Source organism: Micromonospora sp. NPDC000668 (assembly GCF_042897975.1).
In the GTDB taxonomy this organism is placed as follows: domain Bacteria; phylum Actinomycetota; class Actinomycetes; order Mycobacteriales; family Micromonosporaceae; genus Micromonospora.
This window is the reverse complement of record NZ_JBIAYP010000001.1, coordinates 1,151,927-1,171,619: the sequence shown is the minus strand read 5'-3', so window position 1 is coordinate 1,171,619 and position 19,693 is coordinate 1,151,927. Positions and strand designations below refer to the sequence as shown.

Sequence of the window (19,693 nt, the reverse complement as noted above, 5' to 3'; positions counted from 1 at the left end):
GGGGATCTTGCTCGCAGGCCCCGTCAACGGGCACGATCGATCGGTGACGAATCGATGGGGCATGACGGTGCCGTTGAGCGGCATCCCGCTGGCCGACCACGCCGCGGTCTACGCGACGCTCGACCGTGCCGGGTTCACCGACGTGTGGTCGTCCGAGGTCGCGGGGACCGACGCGTTCACCCCGCTGGCGCTCGCCGCGGCCTGGCAGCCCCGGCTGCGGTTGGGCACCGCGATCACCCCGGTCTTCACCCGGGGGCCCGGGCTGCTGGCGATGAGCGCGGCGGCGCTGGCCGAGGCCGCGCCGGGCCGGTTCTCGCTCGGCATCGGCGCGTCGTCGCCGGTGCTGGTGCGGGACTGGAACGCGGTGCGGTTCGACGAGCCGTTCCGGCGGACCCGGGACGTCCTGCGCTTCCTGCGCGCCGCGCTGCGTGGCGAGACCGTGGACGAGGTCTACGACACCTTCACCGTGCGCCGGTTCACCCTGGAAAGGCCGCTCGCGGTGCCGCCGCCGATCCTGCTCGCCGCGCTGCGCCCGGGGATGCTCCGGCTGGCCGGCGCCGAGGCCGACGGGGTCATCCTCAACTGGCTCAGCGCCGACGACGTGCCCCGCGCCCTGGCCGAGCTGGGCGAGCGCCGCGCCGGCTTCGAGGTGGCCGCCCGGATCTTCGTCTGCCCCACCGAGGACGCCGGGTACGCCCGGACGCTCGGCCGCCGGCTGATCACCAGCTACCTCACCGTCCCGGCGTACGCCGAGTTCCACCGCTGGCTTGGCCGCGACGAGGTGCTGGCGCCCATGTGGGAGGCCTGGGCCGCCGGTGACCGGCGTGGCGCCAGCGCGGCGGTGCCGGACGAGGTGGTCGACGCGCTGGTGCTGCACGGCTCACCGGAGCAGTGCCGCGCCCAGGTGCGCCGCTACGCCGACGCCGGCGTGGAGGTGCCGGTGTTCGCGCTGCTGCCCACGCCCGAGGTGACCGCCGGCGGGGCGGCCGCACTGACCACCCTCATCGCCCAGTTGGGCACCGACCCCGTAGGAGCGTCCGCGTGAACCTCACCGACCGGATCGTGGTGGTCACCGGCGGCGCTGGCGGCATCGGTGCGGCACTGTCCCGCCGGTTCGCCGCCGAAGGCGCCGCCGCCGTGGTGATCGCCGACCTGGACGGCGACGCGGCCCGCGCGGTCGCCGAGGGCATCGGCCCGGTCGCGCACGCCACCACACTCGACGTCACCGACGAGGATCAGGTCCGCGCGCTGGTCGACGACACCGAGCGACGGTACGGCCGGATCGACCTGTTCTGCGCCAACGCGGGAGTGACCACCGGCGGGGGAGTGGAGGTCGACGACGCCGGCTGGGACCGGGCGTGGCGGGTCAACGTGCTCGCCCACGTCTACTCGGCCCGCGCGGTGCTGCCCGGGATGCTCGCCCGCGGCGGCGGCCACCTGCTGCACACCTGCTCGGCGGCGGGCGTGCTGACCGCGGTGGGCGACGCCGCGTACACCGCGACGAAGCACGCCTCGGTGGGGTTCGCCGAATGGCTGGCCATCACCTACCGGGACCGGGGCATCCGGGTCAGCGCCCTCTGCCCGCAGGGAGTGGACACCCCGATGCTCGCCGGCGGGATCGTCGAGGGTCACCTGGGCGCCCGGGTGATCGCCGCCTCCGGCGCGGTGCTCACCCCGGACCAGGTCGCCGACGCGGCCATCGCCGGGTTGGCCGAGGAGCGCTTCCTGATCCTGCCGCACCCGGAGGTCGCCGACTACGCGCGTCGCCGCGCCGAGGACCCGGACGGTTGGCAGGCCGGCCTGCGCAAGCTCGTCCGCCGCCTGACGGCCTGACCCGTCCCCTTCCACCCCGGCCTATCCGTTGGTGATCAAGAGGTTCGCGTCAGGAAACGGACCTGAGGTGACGCGAACCTCTTGATCACCGGGGTGGGTCGGTCGCCGTGCGGCGGCGGAGGGGTGCGGGATGGGTCGACCAGATGATGCGGCGCCACCAGGGGCGGGCAAAGCGCAGGCTCGACACGTAGGCGGTGGATACCTCGGCGGCCCGGGCCGCCTGGTCCGGGGTCGCCGCGCCGGGGGCGAAGGCCACCCGGTTGAGCAGGTCGGCCAACTCGTCGACGCCGCCCGGTCCCGCGACGCCGCCGGCTTCAGTGGCGCCGGTGCCGGTCGCGGTGTCGTCCGGGGTGGGCGGCCCGTCGCCCGTCCGTTCGCCGCCGGCCCTTTCGGTGCGGGCGTCGGCGAGGGCCTGCCGGGCCTGCCCGGCCACCTCGGTGGCCGCCAGGTCGTCGCCGACCGGCCGACCAGCCAGCCGCAACGCGTCGGTTACCTCCCGCCAGGCGCCGGCGATGCGCTGGCCGGGGTCACCTCGGCCGAGCCGGGCGCGGGTGAGTGAGCGGCGCATCGCCAGCAGGGTGAGCAGCAGCGCCCCCACCAGCAGCAGCAGGCCGCCGCTGCCGCCGGCCACCAGCACCGGGGTGGACACACCGCCCTGGTCGCTCGACCCGTCCGGGGCGGCGGCCGGGTCCGGCGACGCGGTCGGCTCCACGGTGGGTGCCGGGGCGTCCGACGGCGGCGGATCCTCCGGCGTCGGGCGGAAGTCCTCCTCCACCGGCCTCGGCTCGTTGTCCGGGCGGGGCATTGGGTCGAACGCCACCCAGCCCAGCCCGTCGAAGAGCACCTCCGGCCAGGCGTACGCGTCGCCGGCCCGTACCGGCCCCTGCCCGCTGGACTCGAAGCCCACCACCACCCGGGTGGGCAGCCCGGAGAGCCGCCCGAGCACCGCGAACGCCGCGGCGAACTGCTCCGAGGTGCCCTCCTGCCCGCCGCCGTTGCGTGGTCCGAAGAGGAAGAAGCCCAGGTTCGGGTACGCGTGCCCGCTCGGCGCGTCCGCCGCCACCCGGTAGTGCTCGGCCAGGAACTGTTCGATCGCCGTGGCCCGCGCGTACGGGGCACCGTTCTCCTCGGCGAGCTGCGCGGCCAGCCGTCGCAGCGGGTCGGGCACCCCGTCGGCGACCCGCAGCACCCGGGCCACCTCCGCGCCGGCCGGCACGTTCGCGGTCGCCAGCAGGTTGGCGTCCGGGCGCTCCCGGGCCGAGGTCACCGTGTACCGCAGCCCCGGGGTCAGCCCTTCCGGCCGGATCAGCGTCCCGGTCGCCGGGTCGTACGCCACCCGGGCGCCGCTGACCTCGCGGGGTGTGGCCACGGCGGGCAGCAACTGGCCGCTCAGCTCAGCCACGGTGATCTGCTGCCGGACGGTCTCCACCACGCTGTCCCGCGCCGGCGTCGAGGCTGGCAGGATCCGACCGGCGTTGCGGTACGTCGCGCCGACCCGCCAGGTCACCCCGTCGTAGTCGCTGAGCACCGCCAGCCGGATCCGCACGCTGCCCCCGGCGCCGTCCGGCGCCCCCGGCCCGTCCTCGGTGCCGCCATCCGTCCCGGTGCTGTCGGCGCTCGGCGCGACGCCACCGGCCGGCGGCGTCGGGGCGCCGGAACGAACCGTGCTCACGTCGAGCAGTTTCTGTTCCGGGTGCAGCGCCCAACCGGAGATCCGGATCAGCGGGTTCTCGTCCAGCGTCTGCACCTGCGGCGGCTCCACGTACCGGCGGGGGTCCACCGGCCGGCCGTCGACCTGACCGGCTAGCACCGGGCCGAGCAGCGCGACCAGCCCGACCACCAGCGCCACCCCGAGCGTCGCGGTGATGGCGAGCCGGACCCGCACCGCCGCGCGTACCCCGGGGGCGAGGTCAGCGCTCGGATCACCCCCGGCCGCCGGTACACCGGTGGGCGTCGCCAGGCCGACCGCCGCGACCGCGACGAACGCCAGCGTCACCCCGATCGCCGGTTCGGCGTTCGGGCCGACCACGTAGAGGGCGGCGGCGTAGAGCCCCGCTGCCGGCAGGTAGCCCAGCAGCACCCGGCCGGTGCGCAGCGCCACCTCCGCGCCGGCCAGCCCGGCCAGCCAGGCGGCGACCACCGGCACCAGCACCGTGTCCGGCGTGGGCTCAACCGGGATCATCGCGGTGAGCAGCCGGGGGATGCCGTTGCGCGCGGCGTCCGCGGTCACCTCCAGCAGGCCGCCAGGCAGATCCGCCCGAGCGGCGGCCAGCCGCAGCGACCACAGCGTCCAGCCGGCCATCGCGGCCACCGACAGGGGCGCCACCAGCCAGGACGGCAGCCGCCGGGCGGCAACGCTGACCAGCACCGACCCGGCCGCGGCACCGATCACCAGCCGGGTCAGCAGGTCGCCGGCGTACACCCGGCCGAGCACCACCCCGGCCAGCGCGGTCAGGCCGATCAACGCCAGCGGGACGACGGACGCCCGCAGCACCCGCAGCACCCGCCCGGCGTTCCGCTGCGGTGCGCCCGGCTCCGGGCTCGTTGCAGGGCCCGCCGGGCCGACGATGCTCGCACCACCCTGCCGCTGCTGGCCGACGTCGGTCACCACCGGCGCACCCCGTCCCACTCGGCGGCGAACTGTGCCCCGTCGGCCGCGTCGACCACCACCAGGCCGGTCGCGCCGGCCGGCGTCGGCTCGGTCGCGCCGAACACCCCGACCACCACCGAGGGGTACGCGCCGCGCAGCGCGCCGACGTGGCCCAACTCGCCCCGACCACCCGGCCCGGTCAGGAAGATCAACGTGTCGCCGAGCCGGTCCTGCCGCAGCCGGGTGGTGGCCGCGCGCAGCGCGTCGTCGTCGCCGGAGAGCTCGGCGGCGGCGAGCCGGTCCAGTGGCCCGAGTGGGTGCCCGCCGCCCGGGTCCTCGCCCGTCTCATCGGCGGTCCGGTCGCCGTGCCCGCGCTCGGCCGGGGTGGCCGGTTCCGGGGCGACCAGCAGCAACAGCACCGGCAGGTCCGCGCGGTGCGCGGCGGTGACGATCGAGGCTGCCGCCTCGCAGGCCGACTCGAACGACTCCGCCACCCCATCCACCCGCTTCGGGTGTGCTGCGGCGCGATTGTCCAGCAGCACGACCAGGCGGGGCAGGCTGGTGTCCACGTTCTCCCGCACCATCAGCTCGCCGACCCGGGCGCTGGTCCGCCAGTGAATCCGGCGTAGGTCGTCGCCCACCACGTACTCCCGCAGCGAGTCGAACGTGATCGACCCGTGCGGTACCCCGTCCACCCGGCCGTCGAGGCTGCGCCCCGCGCCTGTCGGTACCGCCGTCAGCGGGTGGATCCGGGGGTGCACCCAGACCGGTGCCGTCGCACCGTACGGGCGGGCCAGCGCCACCAGGCCCAGCGGGTCGCGCCGGGTCACCCGCAGCGGCCCGACTGGCACGACCCCACGGCGATGTGTCGGCACCTCGTAGCGGACCTCCGTGTCCCGGCCGGGTCGCAGGCGCAGCAGCGGCACCGGCACCGTGCGGGCCCCGCACCGGTCTTCGGCCAGCAGGTTCGCCGAGCGCAGCCGGCCGGTGTTGCGGACGGTCAGCGTCATGCTCGCCGCCTCGCCACGGGCCACCCGGTCCGGGTCGGCCCGACGGGTCACCGTCAGCCGGGGCCGCCAGGCCGCGGTCAGCGCGGCGTAGCCGACGGCCGCGCCGGCCGCCGCGCCGAGCAGCGTCAACTCGGGGTACGCGAACCGGAAACCCACGCCCAGCAGCACGACGGCGGAGGCGAGCAGCCCGACTCCGCGGGCGGTGATCCCCATGGCGCTGCTGCCGGTCAGCCCTGCACCGGAGCCGGCTGCCCCGACGGCAGCGGCACCGGCACCGAGGCGATGGCCTGGCGCAGCACCTCCACGGCGGTCAACCCGCGCACCTGGGCGTCCGGGGTGAGCAGCAGCCGGTGCGCGAACACCGATTCGGTGAGCGCCTTCAGATCCTCGGGCATGATCCAACCCCGTCCGTCGATCAGCGCGTACGCGCACGCCGCGCGGGTCAGCGCGATCACGCCCCGGGGACTCACCCCGACCCGCACGTGCTGGTGGGTGCGGGTGGCGGCGGCCAACCGGACCGCGTACGCGTAGAGCGGCTCGGCGATGTGCACCCGGCGGGCCATCCGCACCATCTCCCCGACGGTCGCGGTGTCGGTGACCGGAGTCAGCGCCTCGGGGGAGCGGACGGTCGCGCCGCGCAGCACCTCCACCTCGACCGCCTCGTCCGGGTAGCCGATGGAGAGCTTGACCAGGAAGCGGTCCAACTGCGCCTCGGGCAGCCGGTAGGTGCCGTCCATCTCCACCGGGTTCTGGGTGGCCACCACCAGGAATGGCTCCGGCACCGGGTGCCGGACCCCGTCCACGGTGACCGTGCGCTCCTCCATCACCTCCAGCAGCGCCGACTGGGTCTTCGGCGACGCCCGGTTGATCTCGTCGGCGATGACGATGTTGGCGAAGACCGGCCCCGGGTGGAACTCGAAGTCGCGGGTCGCCTGGTTGAAGATGGTCACCCCGGACACGTCCGAGGGGAGCAGGTCGGGGGTGAACTGGATCCGGCGCCACTGACCCTTCACGGTGGCGGCGATGGCCCGCGCCAGGGTCGTCTTGCCGACGCCGGGCACGTCCTCCAGGAGCACGTGACCCTGAGCGAAGAGCGCGGTCAGCGCCAGCCGGACCACCTGCGGCTTGCCGAGCACCACCGCGTTGATGTTCTCGGCCAGCCGGGCGGCCAGGGCGGCGAAGCCCTGCACCTCCGGCTGGGTGAGCGGCTCGTGGGTGTTCACGGTCGGTGGTGCTCCTTGCCTGGCTGGTTCAGCAGGTGGGCAGGACGTTGATGTTGTCGCCGCCCTCCAGGTTGAGCCAGGCCCAGGGGATGTAGTTCTTTCCGCTGTAGTTGACCTGCACCCACCAGGTGCTGCGCTTGTCGTTGTTGTAGATGTAGGCGTACACCTCTTCGCCCGACTTCTTGCAGTACGCCTGCAGTCGGGTGCCCGGCTCCGCCCAGCCCACCTGCTTGTCGTTGTCCTGCCGGGGGACCGAGAAGACCTCGTTGCCGTTGCGGCCGCTCACGTCCCTGTTGCAGTAGGTCGCCTCAGGCCCGGAGGCACCGTTGCGGCAGGTCGCGATCCCGTACAGCGCATCGGTGCCCTGCGCCCTGGTCGCGGTGCCCTTGCCGGCGGCGTTGCTCGCGGTCACCGTGAACGTGTACGCCGTGCCCGGCGTCAGGCCCGGCACCGTGATGCTGGAGCATGCCCCGGCCTTCGCCGGCTCGCCCGGCGTGCTCACCGAACAGGTGGCCTGACCGCCGCCAGCGTCCACGGTGAACGTGACCGTCGCCGAGGTGGCGGTCGCCGACGAGCCGGTCACCGTGACCCGTGGTTCGGCGACCGTGCGGGCCGTGGCGGTCGCCTCCGGGCCGGGTCCGGCCTCGTTGACCGCCTTCACCTTCACCGTGACGTTCTGGCCGTTGCCCAGCCCGGTGACGGTGGTGCTGGTGTCGGTCACCTCGCTGCTGCGCCCACCGACGTCCACCAGGTACTTGGTCACCGGTCGGCCGTTCGCCTCGGCCGGCGCCCACTGCACCGTGACCGCGCCCGGCTGGTTGGCGACCGTGCCGGCCTGCAGGTCGACCGGCCGTCCGGGTGCCGCGAACGGCACCACCGTGTTGCTGACCGGCGAGGCCGCCGAGCCGGCGCCCTTGTCGTTGACCGCCACCACGGTGAACGCGTACTGGGTGCCGAACTCCAGCTCCCCGGCGGGCACCACCAGCTCCGTCTTCGTCGACTCGCCGGCCGGCGCGTTCGTCCCCGCTGAGCTGGCCGTCACCGCGTACTTCGCGATCTTGTTGCCCTGCCCGTTCGCGGCCGGCCACTTCACCAGCACCGTGCCGTCCGGCCGCTCCTGGGCGGTGACGCTGGCCGGCGGGTCGGGCACCGCCGCCGTCGGCGTCACCGGGTTGCTGCTGCGCGACGGGCCGTCGCCCTTGGCGTTGACGGCGTGCACCGCGAACCGGTACGTCTCGCCGTTGGTCAGACCCTTGACCTCCACCGCACGCTGGTTGGCGCCCACCTCCAGGCGTTGGCCGGCACCCTGCACCACGTACTTGATGATCTCGGCGCCGTTCGCGGCGGCCGGCCGCCAGCTCACCCGGGCCTGGGCGTTGCCGGCGGCGGCGGTGACGCTGCGCGGCGCGCTCGGCTTGCCCACCCGGGGCTTCTTCGGCGGAGGCGGCGGTGGGGGAGTCGGCGGCGGGTCACCGCCGAGCACGTCGTTGGCGTACTTGTTGACCTCGCGCACCTGGTGCTTGTCGTCCACCACGCGAGCCGTCGCTGAGTCGGGGGAGTTGATGAACAGGTGGTTCTCCCGTACCTCCAGCTCCAGCGGCCCGTTCGCCCGACCGCGGACGGTGTCGACCAGTTGGCCGGCCGCGTCGAAGGAGTAGATGGTGCCGGTGGCCTCGTCGGCGCAGTAGAAGCGGTCCGCCCAGGCCACCGCCGGGCTGAGCCGCTCGCCGGTGCCCGGCACGGTGAACGCCCGCTCCTCGCCGGAGTCGCCCACCACCAGCACCCGCCGCTCGGCGGGCACGGTGACCGGGATGCGGGGCCCGCTGGTGCGGGCCGGCAGAGCCGCCGGCCCGGTCAACGTCAGCGGCGTCGGGCGCACCTCGCCGCGCTGCACCCGCACCAGCTTCCCGGCGGTGCGATCGAGCACCGCCACCCCGTCGTCCAGCGTGGAGACCACCAGTTCGTGGCTGGTCTCCGCGACCTCGTACGTCTCGACCCGCTCCGGGCTGAGCCCGCCGCCGGCGGGCGCGGCCGAGGCCGGCGCGGACGGCAGCTTCGCGGCGGTGACCGCAGACACGGTGCCCTCGCTGGGCACCGCGATCCAGAGCCGGCCCTCCCCGTCGAAGGTGCCGCCGGTGATGCCCGGGGGATAGCGCACCGGCTCGCCGACCGGCGTCAGAGAACGCGGATCGAGCTGCCGCACGATGCCCTGCACGGCGTCGACGACGAACGCCGCGTCCTCGTGCAGCGCGACACTCACGCCGAGGCCGGGGGTGGTCCGGGTGGTCGCGGTGAGCTGCAGGGTGGCCAGGTCCAGTGAGCTGACCTGCCCGGTCTGCAGGTCACGCAGGATCAGCAGCCGGTCGGTCTGGGTGACCTGCATCGGGTGCCGACGGGCACCGGCGACCTCGGTGCGGGTGTCGACCCGGGCGGTGACCCCGTTGACCCGGGCCAGCTCGCTGCGCGCCGCGCTCCACAGCCAGGAACTCGCGTCGTAGTTGGCGACCGCGTTGTCGGCCGCGCCAAGCCCGAGGACGGTCAGCCCCATGGCGGCCAGCAGCGCGGTCACCGTGCCAACTGTCACCAGCCCGCCGCGCAGCCTGGACCGCGAACGGGGGGTGTCGGTCTCCACGGCATCGTCGATGCTGGCCACAGCCGGCTGCCTCCCCTGAGTCGTGGCAGGTGGCGCGCCTCGCGGCGACCCCTCCCCTGAGCCGGGTGCCATCATATGGCTCTGCCGGTGACGGGGGAACCCGCACGGTCACCCCTGTGGATACCGAGCGTGTGCGTTGTGGACTCCCAGCTCAGCTCGGTGACGGCCGGTCTGGCTGGGTCAGCTCGTTGGGGTGGCGCGCTCCCGCTGGGTGCAGACCTGTCCCGAGGTGGCGAAGTTGTCGGTGGAGTAGACCGCCAGCACGGTGAAGCAGTAGTCCACCCGGGAGTTCAGCCCGTTGACCGTGTAGCTGAGCCGGCCCGGGTCCACGGTGGCCATCACTCCCAGCGCCTGCCCCGCCCGACCACCGGCGACCATGAACGGCACCGAGCCGCCGGACGGGTCCGTCCAGGTCAGCGTGATCGTGACGGAGTCGTCCCGCAGCTTCAGGTCGCCCGGCGGAGGCCCGGCCGGCGCCGGAGCTGTGGCCGCCGGCGCGGTCCCGGTCGAGGGTGGCGAGTCGTCGCGGGTCAGGACCAGCGCGCCCAGGCCGGCCACGCCCACCACGGCCACCCCGGCCGCCACCACCGCGGCGATCAGCGTCGCTCGGCTGCGGCCCGTCGACCCGCCCTCATCGCTGTGCGCCGCCGACCGGTACCCGTCCTGACCCGGCTGGTACTGCTGGCCTGGCTGGTACTGCTGACCCGGCTGGTACTGCTGGGCCGGATACGCCTCCTGGCCGGGGTGGTACAGCTGGCCTGGGTATGGCTCCTGGGCCGGGTACTGCTCCTGAGGTGGATAGGGCTCTGGGGTCGGTCGGGACGCCGGGGCGGTCGGCGGCAGAGGGTAGGGCGAGGCTGCGTCGGCAGGTGACGTGAACGGACCCGGGGGAGGCCCCGTTGCCGCCGGTGGGGTCGACACCGGCTCGGCGTACCCCCCGGGGCCTGGTGCGGTCGGCGTCATCGGGGCCGGGTCGGCGCCCGGTGGCCAGGACGACGGTGCCGACTCGGCCGGAGCAGCGACGGGGCCGGGCTGCCGGGCGGCCTGGTTCGACGGGGCGGCGGTCGGCTGGCTCGGGCCCACGTCGGGTCTGGCCGGGTCGCTGCTGAACGACCGGACGGGCGGGAACACCTCGCTCTGGGCAGGGTCGACGCCCGCCTGGTGCGGCGGCGCGCTCGCCGGAGCTACCGTGCCGGGCTCGACCTCACCGTCGGTCCCGTCCGTGTCCATGGGGGTCTGGGCTGCCGGTTCGCCGTCCGCTGTGGGCAGTGGTTGCGACGGCGCGGTGCGGCTCCACGGCGGCGCGGTCAACCCCCAGGGCGGTACGGGCGGCGCGCTCACCGGGGGCGCGGAGACCGGGTGACCGTAACCGGGCGGCCCCGACACAGGGTAGGACTGGCCCGGCGGTCCGGACACGGGATAGGGGTGGCCTGCTCCAGAGACTGGCTGGCCGTAGCCGGGCGGCGCGGACACCGGGTACGGGTACCCGGGCGGTGCGGAGACGGGTTGGGCGTAGCCGGGAGGCCCCGACACTGGATAGGGCTGTGCTGGTGCTGCCGACACCGGGTAGGGCTGGGCCGGCGGTCCGGAGACGGGGTACGGCCGGCCGGGTGGTGCGGAGACGGGTTGGGCGTAGCCAGGAGGCCCTGATAACGGGTAGAGCTGGGCCGGCGGTCCGGACACCGGGTAAGGGTGTCCGGGTGGTGCGGAGACGGGCTGGATTTGCTGGGGCGGTGCCGCCCCGGCGCTGCTCGCGCTGCCCGACCCGCCCGCGCCGACGCGGGTGGCCGCGATGCGAGCGGCCTCCTCGGCCAGCAGCGGTTCGATCTGCCGGACCCGGATCGTCGGGTTGTCCCAGCGGGGCGCCGGACCCGGCGGTGCGGCGGCTGACGCCTGGGCGGAGGAAGTCGGCGGTGTGGACGGCGCGTCGACCGTTGAGTGGGTCGGTTGGTCGCCTGTCCGTTGAAGCGGCGGCATCGCCGAGCCGGACGGCTGCCGAGGTGGCGGCTGTTGTCCGACCTGGTACGCCGGCTTCGTCGGCTGGCCCTCCGCCGGTGGCCGGGGTGCTGGATCTACCGCCGGTCGGGGCTGCTGCTCCGCGGCGCGCTGGCGCGGCGGCGTGGGTGGCGGGCCGGGCTGCGGTGGCGCGACGGAGGTCGACACCGACCGCACCGGCGGCTGGGCCGGCGCAACCCGGGGGGCGGGAGCCGCTGCCGGTGGTGCGCCGGCGCTGGCGGGCGCGGCGGGCGCGCGTACCACCGGTGGGGTTGGCCGGGGCGTGGGCGGCTGTTGCGGCGGAGCCCACGGTGACGCGGCGGCCGGGCCGCCCGCTCCCGGCCGCATCGCGGCCAGGGTCGCCAGAGACAGGGTCGGGCCGGACAGCGCCGACCGGGTGCCGGAATCAGTCGCTGCGGTGGCCTGGACCGGGTGGGGTGTCGGTGGCGAGCCGTGCCGCTCGGCCGGCCCTGGTGCAGCCTCACCGAGGTAGTGGCGGGCGGCACGTACCGCCGGGTGGTGCTCCCCGAGTGCGGCAGGCCCCGCGGTGGCGACGCGGGTGTAGTTGCGGCGGGCCTCGTGCCGATTGCCCAGCTCCTCGGCGACCTCGGCGAGCTCGAAGGCGAGCGCGAGCATCACCGGGTCAGAGTGTTCCCAGCGCCGCTCGCCCGCCGCGAACGCCTCCTCCAGCACCCGACGGGCGGCGAGCGGGTCCTCCGCCTCCCGGTGCAGGCGGGCTAGCAGGTGCGCGGTGTGCAGCACCTCGGGGTGGTCCTGGCCGTACGGCGGGCGGGCGGAACCGACGGCCTCCGCGAGCAGCTGCCGGGCGGAGCTGAGGTCGCCAGCGGTACGCAGGGCGAGGGCCCGGTGCTGGGCGGCTGCCAGGGGAGAGGGTTGGGGCACGTGGCAATGCTGCCGCCAGAGGGCCGCCGCACGCTACCCGGACACGCCTTCGACGGTGCTTCGGAGACGGCTGGTGAGGCGGTCTGAGCAGCGGTGGGAGCGCCTTCAAGGAGGGGTCGGAAGGCGATGTGCATGATCCACGAGTGCCGTGTACAGTAACTCCCCGTGCGGCCCGCTGCGCCGACCCTCGGGTGTCAAGATCATCCAGGTCGGCGAGGTAGGCTGAACGTGCAGGTCCGGGTGGCGGAATGGCAGACGCGCTAGCTTGAGGTGCTAGTGCCCGTATAGGGCGTGGGGGTTCAAGTCCCCCCTCGGACACGAACCATTACCCCACGGTGCGCGCTGAGATCCACTTCAGCGCGCACCGTTTGCGTTCCCGGCTGGTAGGTGAGCCGGAGGCCGAGTTGCCGGTAGACCTCGGCCTTGTCGGCGGGGTCGGCGTCGCGGAGCACGGCAGCGATGTCACCGAGCGCCTGTACCAGGTGATTGATCTCCTCTCGGCTCATCCGGCGCGGGCTTTTGCCCGACTGCGCGTGGAGATCGGCTTCAGCGCGAGCGCGTTCGGTTTGGGTCTGAGAGATCCAGTCGGTCACCACCGCGGGGTCCGCTCCGGCGTCGAGGGCGGCGCGGTAGCGCCCTAGCTTGGCGTCGCACTCGGTGATGATCGCCTGAGCCGCCGTGGCGAGTGTGGGCGGTTGGTCCAGCGGCTGGGCATCGGTCATCGCGGTGATGGTCTGTTCGATGCGGTGGGGTGTGAAGGCGGAGGCCAGCCAGGTGTCGAGTGGGTCGGTGAGGGCGTCCTCCCGCAGGTACACGTTGCTGGGATGTGCGACCTGGTTGGCGAGGGCGTATTCCTGGGGGAAGCGGCAGCGGTAGTAGGCGTCGCCGTGGTTGTGCTGGCCCTGCACCGTCTCAGCACCTTCCCCGTCTCGGCGTCCCAGCGGCGGATCCACCGCGTTGGCCGTCGAGGCCGCCCTGGTCAACCGTCCGAGCGGGTTGACCAGGGCGGGCCGTCGGCGACGCGCTCATCTACGTGAACAGCCCCTACCGCAGCGGGAACTGACCGCTGCGGCAGACTGCCCGCTCCGCAGCATCAGGCGTGCGGAGCGGGCAGCTCCTGCTCAGGCGCCGAAGTCCAGGAGGATCTTGCCGACCTTGCCCTTTCCCTCAAGCCGCTCGAAGGCCGACTTCACCTGCTCCACCGGGAAGATCTGGTCGATGACCGGCCGGACGCGTCCGCTCGCGAGCCCCGGCAGCACCTCCCGCTCGAAGGCGCGGACGGCTTGCGCCTTCTGCTCGATGGGCCGGGCGCGCAGGACGGTGCCCAGGACGCGCAGCCGCTTCTGCATGAGCCGCAGCAGTGGTATCTGAGTCTCGCTGCCGGCACCGACGCCAACGACGATGATCCGTCCGCGTACGGCGACCGCGTCGAGGTTCGCCGGGAAGTGCGGGGCGCCGACCAGCTCCAGGATGACGTCGGCACCTCGACCGCCGGTGAGCTCGGCGACTTCGGCCGCGAAGTTGGCGTCGTGGACGACCTCCGCGCCGAGCGCCTTCACCGCCTGGTGCGACGATTCGCTGCGTACGACGCCGATGACCCGCGCGCCGGCCGCGAGCCCGATCTGCACGGCCGCGCTCCCGACGCCACCGGCGGCGCCGTGCACGAGGAGCGTCTCGCCCATCTGCAGCCCGGCCTGCGACCGGATCGCGTCGTGCGCGGTCATGTACGCCTCCGGCACGGCCGCGGCGTCGGAGTCGGACAGCGAGTCCGGCACGCGGGCCAGGTGCCGCTCGTTGACGATCACCCGGTCGGCAAGGCCGCCGCCACCCACGAGCCCGAACACCCGGTCGCCGGGCCTCCACGTGGTGACCGCGTCACCGATGGCCTCGACGACGCCCGACACCTCGAGCCCCGGGATGTCCGCCGGGCTGCCCGGAGGGGCCGGGTAGATGCCGGTGCGCTGCTGCGTGTCGGCCGGGTTCATTCCGGCATAGCGGACGCGGACCCGAACGTCGTTGCCGGTCGGGATCGGGTCGGGCCGCTCGACGAGGTCGATGACCTCGTTGCCACCCGCCCCGGTGAAGACAACCGCCCTCATGACTGATCAACCTTTCCGTTCACGCGTTCAGGAAGCGCAGGGCGACCTGCGCGATGCCGTCGGCATCCAGCTCGTAGTGCCGGTAGAGGTGCGTCGGCGGTCCGATCAGGCTGTATTCGTCCTTGATGCCGTGCCGGTGCAGCTTGGTGGCCACGCCCTCCTCGGTGAGCACCTCCGCGACGGCGCCGCCCAGCCCGCCGAGCACGTTGTGCTCCTCCACCGTCATGAGCCGGCCGGCCCCCCGTCCCGCGGCCAGCACGGCGTCCCGGTCCAGCGGCTTCACGGTGTGCATGTCGAGCACGCCCACCGAGACCCCCTGCCCGCGGAGCAGTTCGGCCGCCGCCAGCGTCGGGTGCACCGACGAACCGGTGGCGATGAGCATGAGGTCGCTGCCCTCGCGGTGCGCGATGGCGCGTCCGAGCTGGAAGTCGACACCATCCTCGTAGATGATCGGGTCGCGGCCACGGCTGGCGCGGAAGTAGATCGGTCCGGGGTGGTTCACCGTGGCGCGGATCGCCGCGTGGAACTGGGCCGGGTCCGACGGAGCGATCACCGTCATGTTGGCCATGCTGCGCATGATGGCCAGGTCCTCGGTGGCGTGGTGCGAGGTGCCGTAGAAGCCGAGGCTGATGCCGGCGTGGTGGCCGATGAGCCGGACCGGCTGGTTGCAGTACGCCAGGTCGGTGCGGATCTGCTCGCAGCACAGCAGCGCCAGGAACGACGCGAACGTCGCGGTGTAGGGCAGCAGGCCCGTCGTCGCCAGCCCGGCCGACGCCGACACCATGTTCTGCTCGGAGATGCCGAACTGCAGGAACCGCTCCGGGTGCTTCTCCTGGAAGCGGACCAACCCGTTGGAGTACTTGAGGTCGGCGGTGGCGACCGCGATGTTGTGTCCCTCGTCAGTCAGCTCGATGAGAGCCTGCGAGATGGCGGCGAACCCGGGGGCCTGGTCCAGCAGCATGAGCAGGTGCCAGGAGTCGGCGTGCAGCTCGGGCTCAGTGGTGGTCACGCGTTGCTCCTCAGGTGCGCGAGGGCGGCTTTCTCGTCGGAGGGGTGCAGGTAGCCGAGGTGCCAGCCGAACTGGGTCTCCATGTAGGGGATGCCCTTGCCCTTGACGGTGTGGGCCACGATGACGGTTGGCTTGCCGCCGTCGCGGGCGGCGGTCGCCTCGCGCAGGGCCTGCAGCACCTGCGGTACGTCGTGGCCGTCGATGTCGATCGTGTTCCAGCCAAAGGCCTGCCACTTGTCGAGCACCGGCTCGATGCCGATGACGTCGTCGACCTTGCCGTCGAGGCTGTACTCGTTGCGGTCGACGATCGCGATCAGGTTGCCGGTGCGGTGGTGGGCTGCGGACAGTGCCGCCTCCCACACCTGGCCTTCGTGCTGCTCGCCGTCGCCGAGCAGGACGAACACGTTGTAGTCGATGTTGTTGAGCCGGCCGCCGAGGGCCATCCCGAGACCGGCGGAGAGCGCGTGACCGAGCGAGCCGGAGCTGAAGTCGATGCCCGGCACCTTGCGCATGTCCGGGTGGTCGCCGAGCGGGTTGCCGAGGCGGGTGTACTCGTCGAGCACCGACTTGTCGAAGAAGCCGTAGTCCGCGAGGAAGGGGTAGAGCGCGATCGCCGCGTGGCCCTTGCCGAAGAGAAAGCGGTCGCGTTCCTTCCACTGCGGCTCGCCCGGCTTGAGCCGCATGATGTCGCCGTAGTAGAGCGCCGCGAGGATCTCGGCGCACGAGAAGGCCGAGGCGTAGTGCCCGGTCTTCGCGATGCCGGTCAGGCGCACCGTTTCCTCGCGGGCGAAGAGCGCCTTCTCCTTGATACGGGCGATCAGCTCGCCGTCGTCGGCTGCTGCACTCACTGGTCCTCCTCCACGAATTCCGGAACCTGTCCCTCGACCGGGGGAGGCGACAGGGAGCACACGATCTCGAGCGTCTCCGAACCGTCGTTGACCTGTCCGTGCACGCGGTTCGCCGCGATGTAGACGGACAGCCCGGGCTCGAGCCGGATGGGCTCGTGGTTCTCGAGATACATCAGGCCGGTGCCGCGTACGACGTAATAGGCCTCTTCAAAGTCGTGCCGGTGGCGGCGGACCTCTTGGCCCGGCTGCATGACGCACAGCGAAACGCCGACCCCGACGGAGCCCACGGTCTTCGGATGCACCAGTCGGTAGACCGGCGCACCGAGCGCGAGGAACTCTCGTCCCTGATCACGACGTACGACGGGGGTTGTTCCGTCAGACAAAGCATTTCTCCTATCTGGAGTAGCCGAGCGAGCGGGAGACCTCCGCGGCCGCCTCTCGCACCATCGACTCGTGTCGCTGTCGGTTGTCACCGAGCAGCACGGGAGACACGCCGGCCAGTGACAGCGCGGCGCAGACCTTGCCGGTGTGGTTGAAGACGGGTGCGGCGATCGACGCGATGCCGGGGGTCACGTCCTCGTCGCTAATGACGACTCCCGCGTTCACGTCCGCCACGAGGGACTGCCGCACCAGCTCGGGGGTGTTCAGGGTCTTGCCTGTGTAGGTGGTAAGCGGCGAACGGAACAGGTACTCGTCCCAGAGGGATTCGCCCCCGAAAGCGAGGAGGGCACGAGGCGCCCCGCCGACGTGCAACGGCAGCCGGCCGCCGAGCCTGAGCTCGAGAATCTGTACGCGCGCGCCGTCGATGCGCTCGATGCATACCGCCTCGAGCCCTTGGCGTACGCACAGGAAAACCGTTTCGCCGGTCTGCTCGTGCAGCCTCTCCATGACGGGAAGCGCGGCCTGACGCTCGTCGAACCGCCGAGCAACCGCCGCGCCCAGCCGGAACACCTTGAGCCCGAGCCGGTATTGCCCCCGCCGCCCACCTGGCTCCACCCACCCGAGTTCCTGCATGCTCTCGAGGAGGCGGTACACGCTCGTACGAGGCTCGTCCAACGCCTCGATGAGCCCGGCGATCGGCATCTCGCCCTGGTCGGCGAGCAGTTCAAGCACCCGGTCGGCCTTGCTGAGCACATTCACCGGCGGCATGACGTCTCCCGTTGTCCCGCGTAGCGGTCAGGATGACCGTAGGCCGGGACTATATCGGAGCAGGGCGGCTGCTGTGAAGACCACAGTGCATATCTGTTTCCGACGTGTCGTAGCCGAACAATTGCAGGTCGTAGGGGTGCGCCCGCCGCATCCGGGCACAAGTATCGGGATCGCGGGTCGGTGCCGGAGGGGCGACGGCAAGAAACTCTGTACCGCCCTATGGACAACCAGTCCGTGCGGTGGAACAGTAGCGCCCACCAAGTCGATGTGTGACAGGAGATACACATGGCTGAGATGCCGATGAACGCGCAAGGTCTGACCCGCCGCGGTCTGCTGCGCCGTGGAGGGCTCCTCGCCGCCCTCGCCGTGTCCGCGCCGACCCTCCTGGCCGCCTGCGGCGACGGTGGGGAGTCCGCAGCGGTGCCCAAGGTGGGTGACAAGGTCGGTGGGGCGCTGAACTTCCTGTCATGGGAGGGCTACGACCTCGCCGGATCACAGAAGATGAAGGCGTGGCAGGGCGCGAAGAGCGTCAAGGTCAACCCCACCTACATCTCGACGAGCGACGACATCCTCGCGAAGATCAAGTCCGGCTCCAGCGTCGGCTACGACCTCATCACCTATTACCAGGCGTACGGACCCCTGTACTCCAAGAAGCCGCTGGAGATCATCGAGCCGCTCGACCTGGCGCACATCCCGAACGCCGCGAAGCTCTTCCCGTTCTTCCGCGAGGGTGACGCCGCGGCGAAGTTCTGGAACATCGACGGCAACCAGGTGGGCATCCCGATGTTCTGGAGCGCCACCACGCTTGACTATCGCACCGACCGCATGGCGAAGCCCGATTCGTGGCTCGACCTGCTGAAGCCCGAGTTCAAGGGCAAGATCGGATGGGTCCCGGACGCGACGGCCGCGTTCACCCTCGGCGGCCGGATCCTCGGGTTCGACGTCCCCAACTACACCCAGGACCAGTTCAAGCAGATCGTCGAACTGCTCCGCCGGTTCCGCGGGCAGATCAAGGGCTTCGCGCCCTCCTTCGGTGACCTCACCAACCAGCTGGTCAGCGGTGAGGTGATCGCCTCCTTCGCCGGCTGGTCGACGGTCGGGCTGTGGGCCGGGGACAAGGGCGCCAAGGTGGAAAGCATCATCCCGAAGGAGGGCACCTACACCTCCTGTGACGCGTGGGCGGTGCCCAAGACGACGCAAAACCGCGACACCGCGTACGCCTGGGTCAACCAGGCCCTCTCGCCCGAGGTGCAGGCGGAGGCGGCGGTGGCGCTCGGCACGGCCGTGACCTCGCCGGAGGCGGTCAAGTTGCTGCCTGCCAAACAGCAGAAGCTCTACCCGTACGACAACCTCGACGGGTTCTTCACCAAGGCCCCGGTCTTCGGCTTCCCAGACAAGGGGCGGTCGGGGATCGTGCAGCACGAGGAGTGGCTCAGCGAGTGGTCGAACATCCAGGGAGGCGTGTGATGGTTGCGGCCGTCGTACCGCCTCAGGCGGACGTCGCCGCGGCACAGCCACCCGCACCGGCTCGTCGGCGCGGTTGGCTGCTGACCCTGCCGGCCGTTGTCGTCCTGGGCTTCCTCCTGGTGGCTCCCTTCCTGGTGTTCACCGTCTACGCCTTCCTGCAGGGCGGCTTCTACGAGGTGACGGGCACCGTCACATTGTCGAACTTCGCCTCGGCCGTGGGTTCGGAGTTGACCCGCCGGCTCACGCTGAATGCGCTCGGAATCGGGTTCGTCACCGCGACCCTGACCCTGGCGATCGGGGTGCCGCTCGCGTACGCGATTCGGTACCGCGCCGGGCGCATGGAGTACCCGCTGCTAGCGCTCGTCGTGTTCTCGATGTTCACCAGCTACCTCGTCCGCATCTACGCCTGGCGGGTGATCCTCGGCAAGGACGGGCTGCTCACGCAGGTCCTCGGACCGATCGGTCTGGCCCCGCAGGACGGATCGCTGCTGTTCTCGAAGCCGGCCGTCGTCATCGCGCTGGTACATATCTTCGTGCCGTACGTCGCTCTCGTCGCCTATGCCGCGTTCCGCAACATCCCAGGCGACTTCTTCGATCTCGCCGCCGACCTCGGCGCCGGCCGGATGCAGCGGTGGCGCCGCGTCGTCCTGCCGCTGGTCGCGCCGGCGGCGGCCTCCGGCTTCCTCTACACCTTCGTGTTGGCCGCCAGCGACTACGTCACCCCGCAGTTTCTCGGAGGAACGGACGGGAACATGGTTGGGCTGCAGATTTCGCAGCAGTTCACGCAGTTCGGTAACTATCCGCTCGGCGCGGCGACCTCGATCATCGTGCTGCTGCTGTTCATGCTCGCCTACGCCGCCGTCACCGTGTTCCTCCGCGTGCTGGGCCTGAACTCCGTGGTTATCAAGGGGTGA

Annotated in this window: 16 protein-coding genes and 1 tRNA gene; 6 read left to right on the top strand and 11 right to left on the bottom strand. The window is 72.4% G+C overall.

The features are described 5' to 3' along the window. Positions 1 to 61: 61 nt before the first annotated feature. Entirely contained in the window at positions 62 to 1,045 is a 984-nt protein-coding gene (locus ACFY29_RS05500; protein WP_328426727.1) for an LLM class F420-dependent oxidoreductase, read from the top strand. Beyond that, positions 1,042 to 1,833 (top strand): SDR family oxidoreductase, encoded by a 792-nt coding sequence (locus tag ACFY29_RS05495; RefSeq protein WP_328418603.1) that lies wholly within the window; start codon positions 1,042 to 1,044, stop codon positions 1,831 to 1,833. The genes ACFY29_RS05500 and ACFY29_RS05495 overlap by 4 nt, the downstream gene beginning before the upstream one ends. A gap of 85 nt (positions 1,834 to 1,918) precedes the next feature. Here ACFY29_RS05495 and ACFY29_RS05490 read toward each other — a convergent pair whose 3' ends face one another. The 5 genes from ACFY29_RS05490 to ACFY29_RS05470 form a co-directional block, all read right to left on the bottom strand. Continuing rightward, positions 1,919 to 4,444, bottom strand: coding sequence for a transglutaminaseTgpA domain-containing protein (locus tag ACFY29_RS05490; RefSeq protein WP_386983656.1), 2,526 nt, complete (start codon positions 4,442 to 4,444; stop codon positions 1,919 to 1,921). Beyond that, positions 4,438 to 5,646, bottom strand: coding sequence for a DUF58 domain-containing protein (locus tag ACFY29_RS05485; RefSeq protein WP_386983654.1), 1,209 nt, complete (start codon positions 5,644 to 5,646; stop codon positions 4,438 to 4,440). Before ACFY29_RS05485 ends, ACFY29_RS05490 begins: the two co-directional genes overlap by 7 nt. A gap of 14 nt (positions 5,647 to 5,660) precedes the next feature. Beyond that, positions 5,661 to 6,656: an AAA family ATPase gene (locus ACFY29_RS05480; protein ID WP_386983652.1), complete on the bottom strand. Its 996-nt coding sequence runs from the start codon at positions 6,654 to 6,656 to the stop codon at positions 5,661 to 5,663. A gap of 28 nt (positions 6,657 to 6,684) precedes the next feature. Then, positions 6,685 to 9,309 (bottom strand): fibronectin type III domain-containing protein, encoded by a 2,625-nt coding sequence (locus tag ACFY29_RS05475; RefSeq protein ID WP_386983650.1) that lies wholly within the window; start codon positions 9,307 to 9,309, stop codon positions 6,685 to 6,687. 180 nt (positions 9,310 to 9,489) lie between these two features. Further along, on the bottom strand, positions 9,490 to 12,159 hold the full coding sequence (locus ACFY29_RS05470) for a hypothetical protein (RefSeq protein WP_386984642.1): 2,670 nt from the start codon (positions 12,157 to 12,159) through the stop codon (positions 9,490 to 9,492). Between ACFY29_RS05470 and ACFY29_RS05465 the strand changes: the two genes are divergently transcribed. Both ACFY29_RS05465 and ACFY29_RS05460 read left to right on the top strand, forming a co-directional pair. Next, positions 12,058 to 12,294, top strand: a complete 237-nt coding sequence (locus ACFY29_RS05465) for a hypothetical protein (RefSeq protein ID WP_386984703.1) — start codon at positions 12,058 to 12,060, stop codon at positions 12,292 to 12,294. The two genes, ACFY29_RS05470 and ACFY29_RS05465, sit on opposite strands and share 102 nt — an antisense overlap. 147 nt (positions 12,295 to 12,441) lie before the next feature. Further along, positions 12,442 to 12,525, top strand: a tRNA-Leu gene (locus ACFY29_RS05460). Here the strand turns inward: ACFY29_RS05460 and ACFY29_RS05455 are convergent. The 6 genes from ACFY29_RS05455 to ACFY29_RS05430 all read right to left on the bottom strand — a co-directional run bounded on the left by ACFY29_RS05455 (position 12,507) and on the right by ACFY29_RS05430 (position 17,312). Continuing rightward, positions 12,507 to 13,115 carry a hypothetical protein gene (locus tag ACFY29_RS05455; RefSeq protein ID WP_386983648.1) on the bottom strand — a complete coding sequence of 203 codons (609 nt, stop codon included), beginning with the start codon at positions 13,113 to 13,115 and terminating at the stop codon, positions 12,507 to 12,509. The two genes, ACFY29_RS05460 and ACFY29_RS05455, sit on opposite strands and share 19 nt — an antisense overlap. Before the next feature lie 213 nt (positions 13,116 to 13,328). Continuing rightward, entirely contained in the window at positions 13,329 to 14,306 is a 978-nt protein-coding gene (locus tag ACFY29_RS05450; RefSeq protein WP_386983646.1) for an NAD(P)H-quinone oxidoreductase, read from the bottom strand. Positions 14,307 to 14,325: 19 nt separating this feature from the next. Next, positions 14,326 to 15,315, bottom strand: a complete 990-nt coding sequence (locus ACFY29_RS05445) for a transketolase family protein (RefSeq protein WP_386983644.1) — start codon at positions 15,313 to 15,315, stop codon at positions 14,326 to 14,328. Beyond that, positions 15,312 to 16,163, bottom strand: coding sequence for a transketolase (locus tag ACFY29_RS05440; protein WP_386983642.1), 852 nt, complete (start codon positions 16,161 to 16,163; stop codon positions 15,312 to 15,314). The genes ACFY29_RS05445 and ACFY29_RS05440 overlap by 4 nt, the downstream gene beginning before the upstream one ends. Continuing rightward, positions 16,160 to 16,546 carry a cupin domain-containing protein gene (locus ACFY29_RS05435; RefSeq protein WP_386983640.1) on the bottom strand — a complete coding sequence of 129 codons (387 nt, stop codon included), beginning with the start codon at positions 16,544 to 16,546 and terminating at the stop codon, positions 16,160 to 16,162. The genes ACFY29_RS05440 and ACFY29_RS05435 overlap by 4 nt, the downstream gene beginning before the upstream one ends. Before the next feature lie 10 nt (positions 16,547 to 16,556). Beyond that, complete coding sequence (locus ACFY29_RS05430) at positions 16,557 to 17,312, bottom strand: IclR family transcriptional regulator (RefSeq protein WP_354968355.1); 756 nt, start codon at positions 17,310 to 17,312, stop codon at positions 16,557 to 16,559. Positions 17,313 to 17,597: 285 nt separating this feature from the next. On the opposite strand from ACFY29_RS05430, the gene ACFY29_RS05425 reads away from it, so the two are divergent. Then, a complete protein-coding gene (locus ACFY29_RS05425) occupies positions 17,598 to 18,779 on the top strand; it encodes a PotD/PotF family extracellular solute-binding protein (protein ID WP_386983638.1) in 1,182 nt (393 codons plus the stop codon). 119 nt (positions 18,780 to 18,898) lie between these two features. Further along, on the top strand, positions 18,899 to 19,693 hold the full coding sequence (locus ACFY29_RS05420; protein WP_386983636.1) for an ABC transporter permease: 795 nt from the start codon (positions 18,899 to 18,901) through the stop codon (positions 19,691 to 19,693).

Excerpts from the sequence above, each read along its gene's own strand:
- ACFY29_RS05450 (WP_386983646.1), bottom strand. The coding sequence starts at position 14,306 with ATGAGGGCGGTTGTCTTCACCGGGGCGGGTGGCAACGAGGTCATCGAC.
- ACFY29_RS05430 (WP_354968355.1), bottom strand. The coding sequence starts at position 17,312 with ATGCCGCCGGTGAATGTGCTCAGCAAGGCCGACCGGGTGCTTGAACTG.
- ACFY29_RS05485 (WP_386983654.1), bottom strand. The coding sequence starts at position 5,646 with ATGGGGATCACCGCCCGCGGAGTCGGGCTGCTCGCCTCCGCCGTCGTG.
- ACFY29_RS05425 (WP_386983638.1), top strand. The coding sequence starts at position 17,598 with ATGGCTGAGATGCCGATGAACGCGCAAGGTCTGACCCGCCGCGGTCTG.
- ACFY29_RS05500 (WP_328426727.1), top strand. The coding sequence starts at position 62 with ATGACGGTGCCGTTGAGCGGCATCCCGCTGGCCGACCACGCCGCGGTC.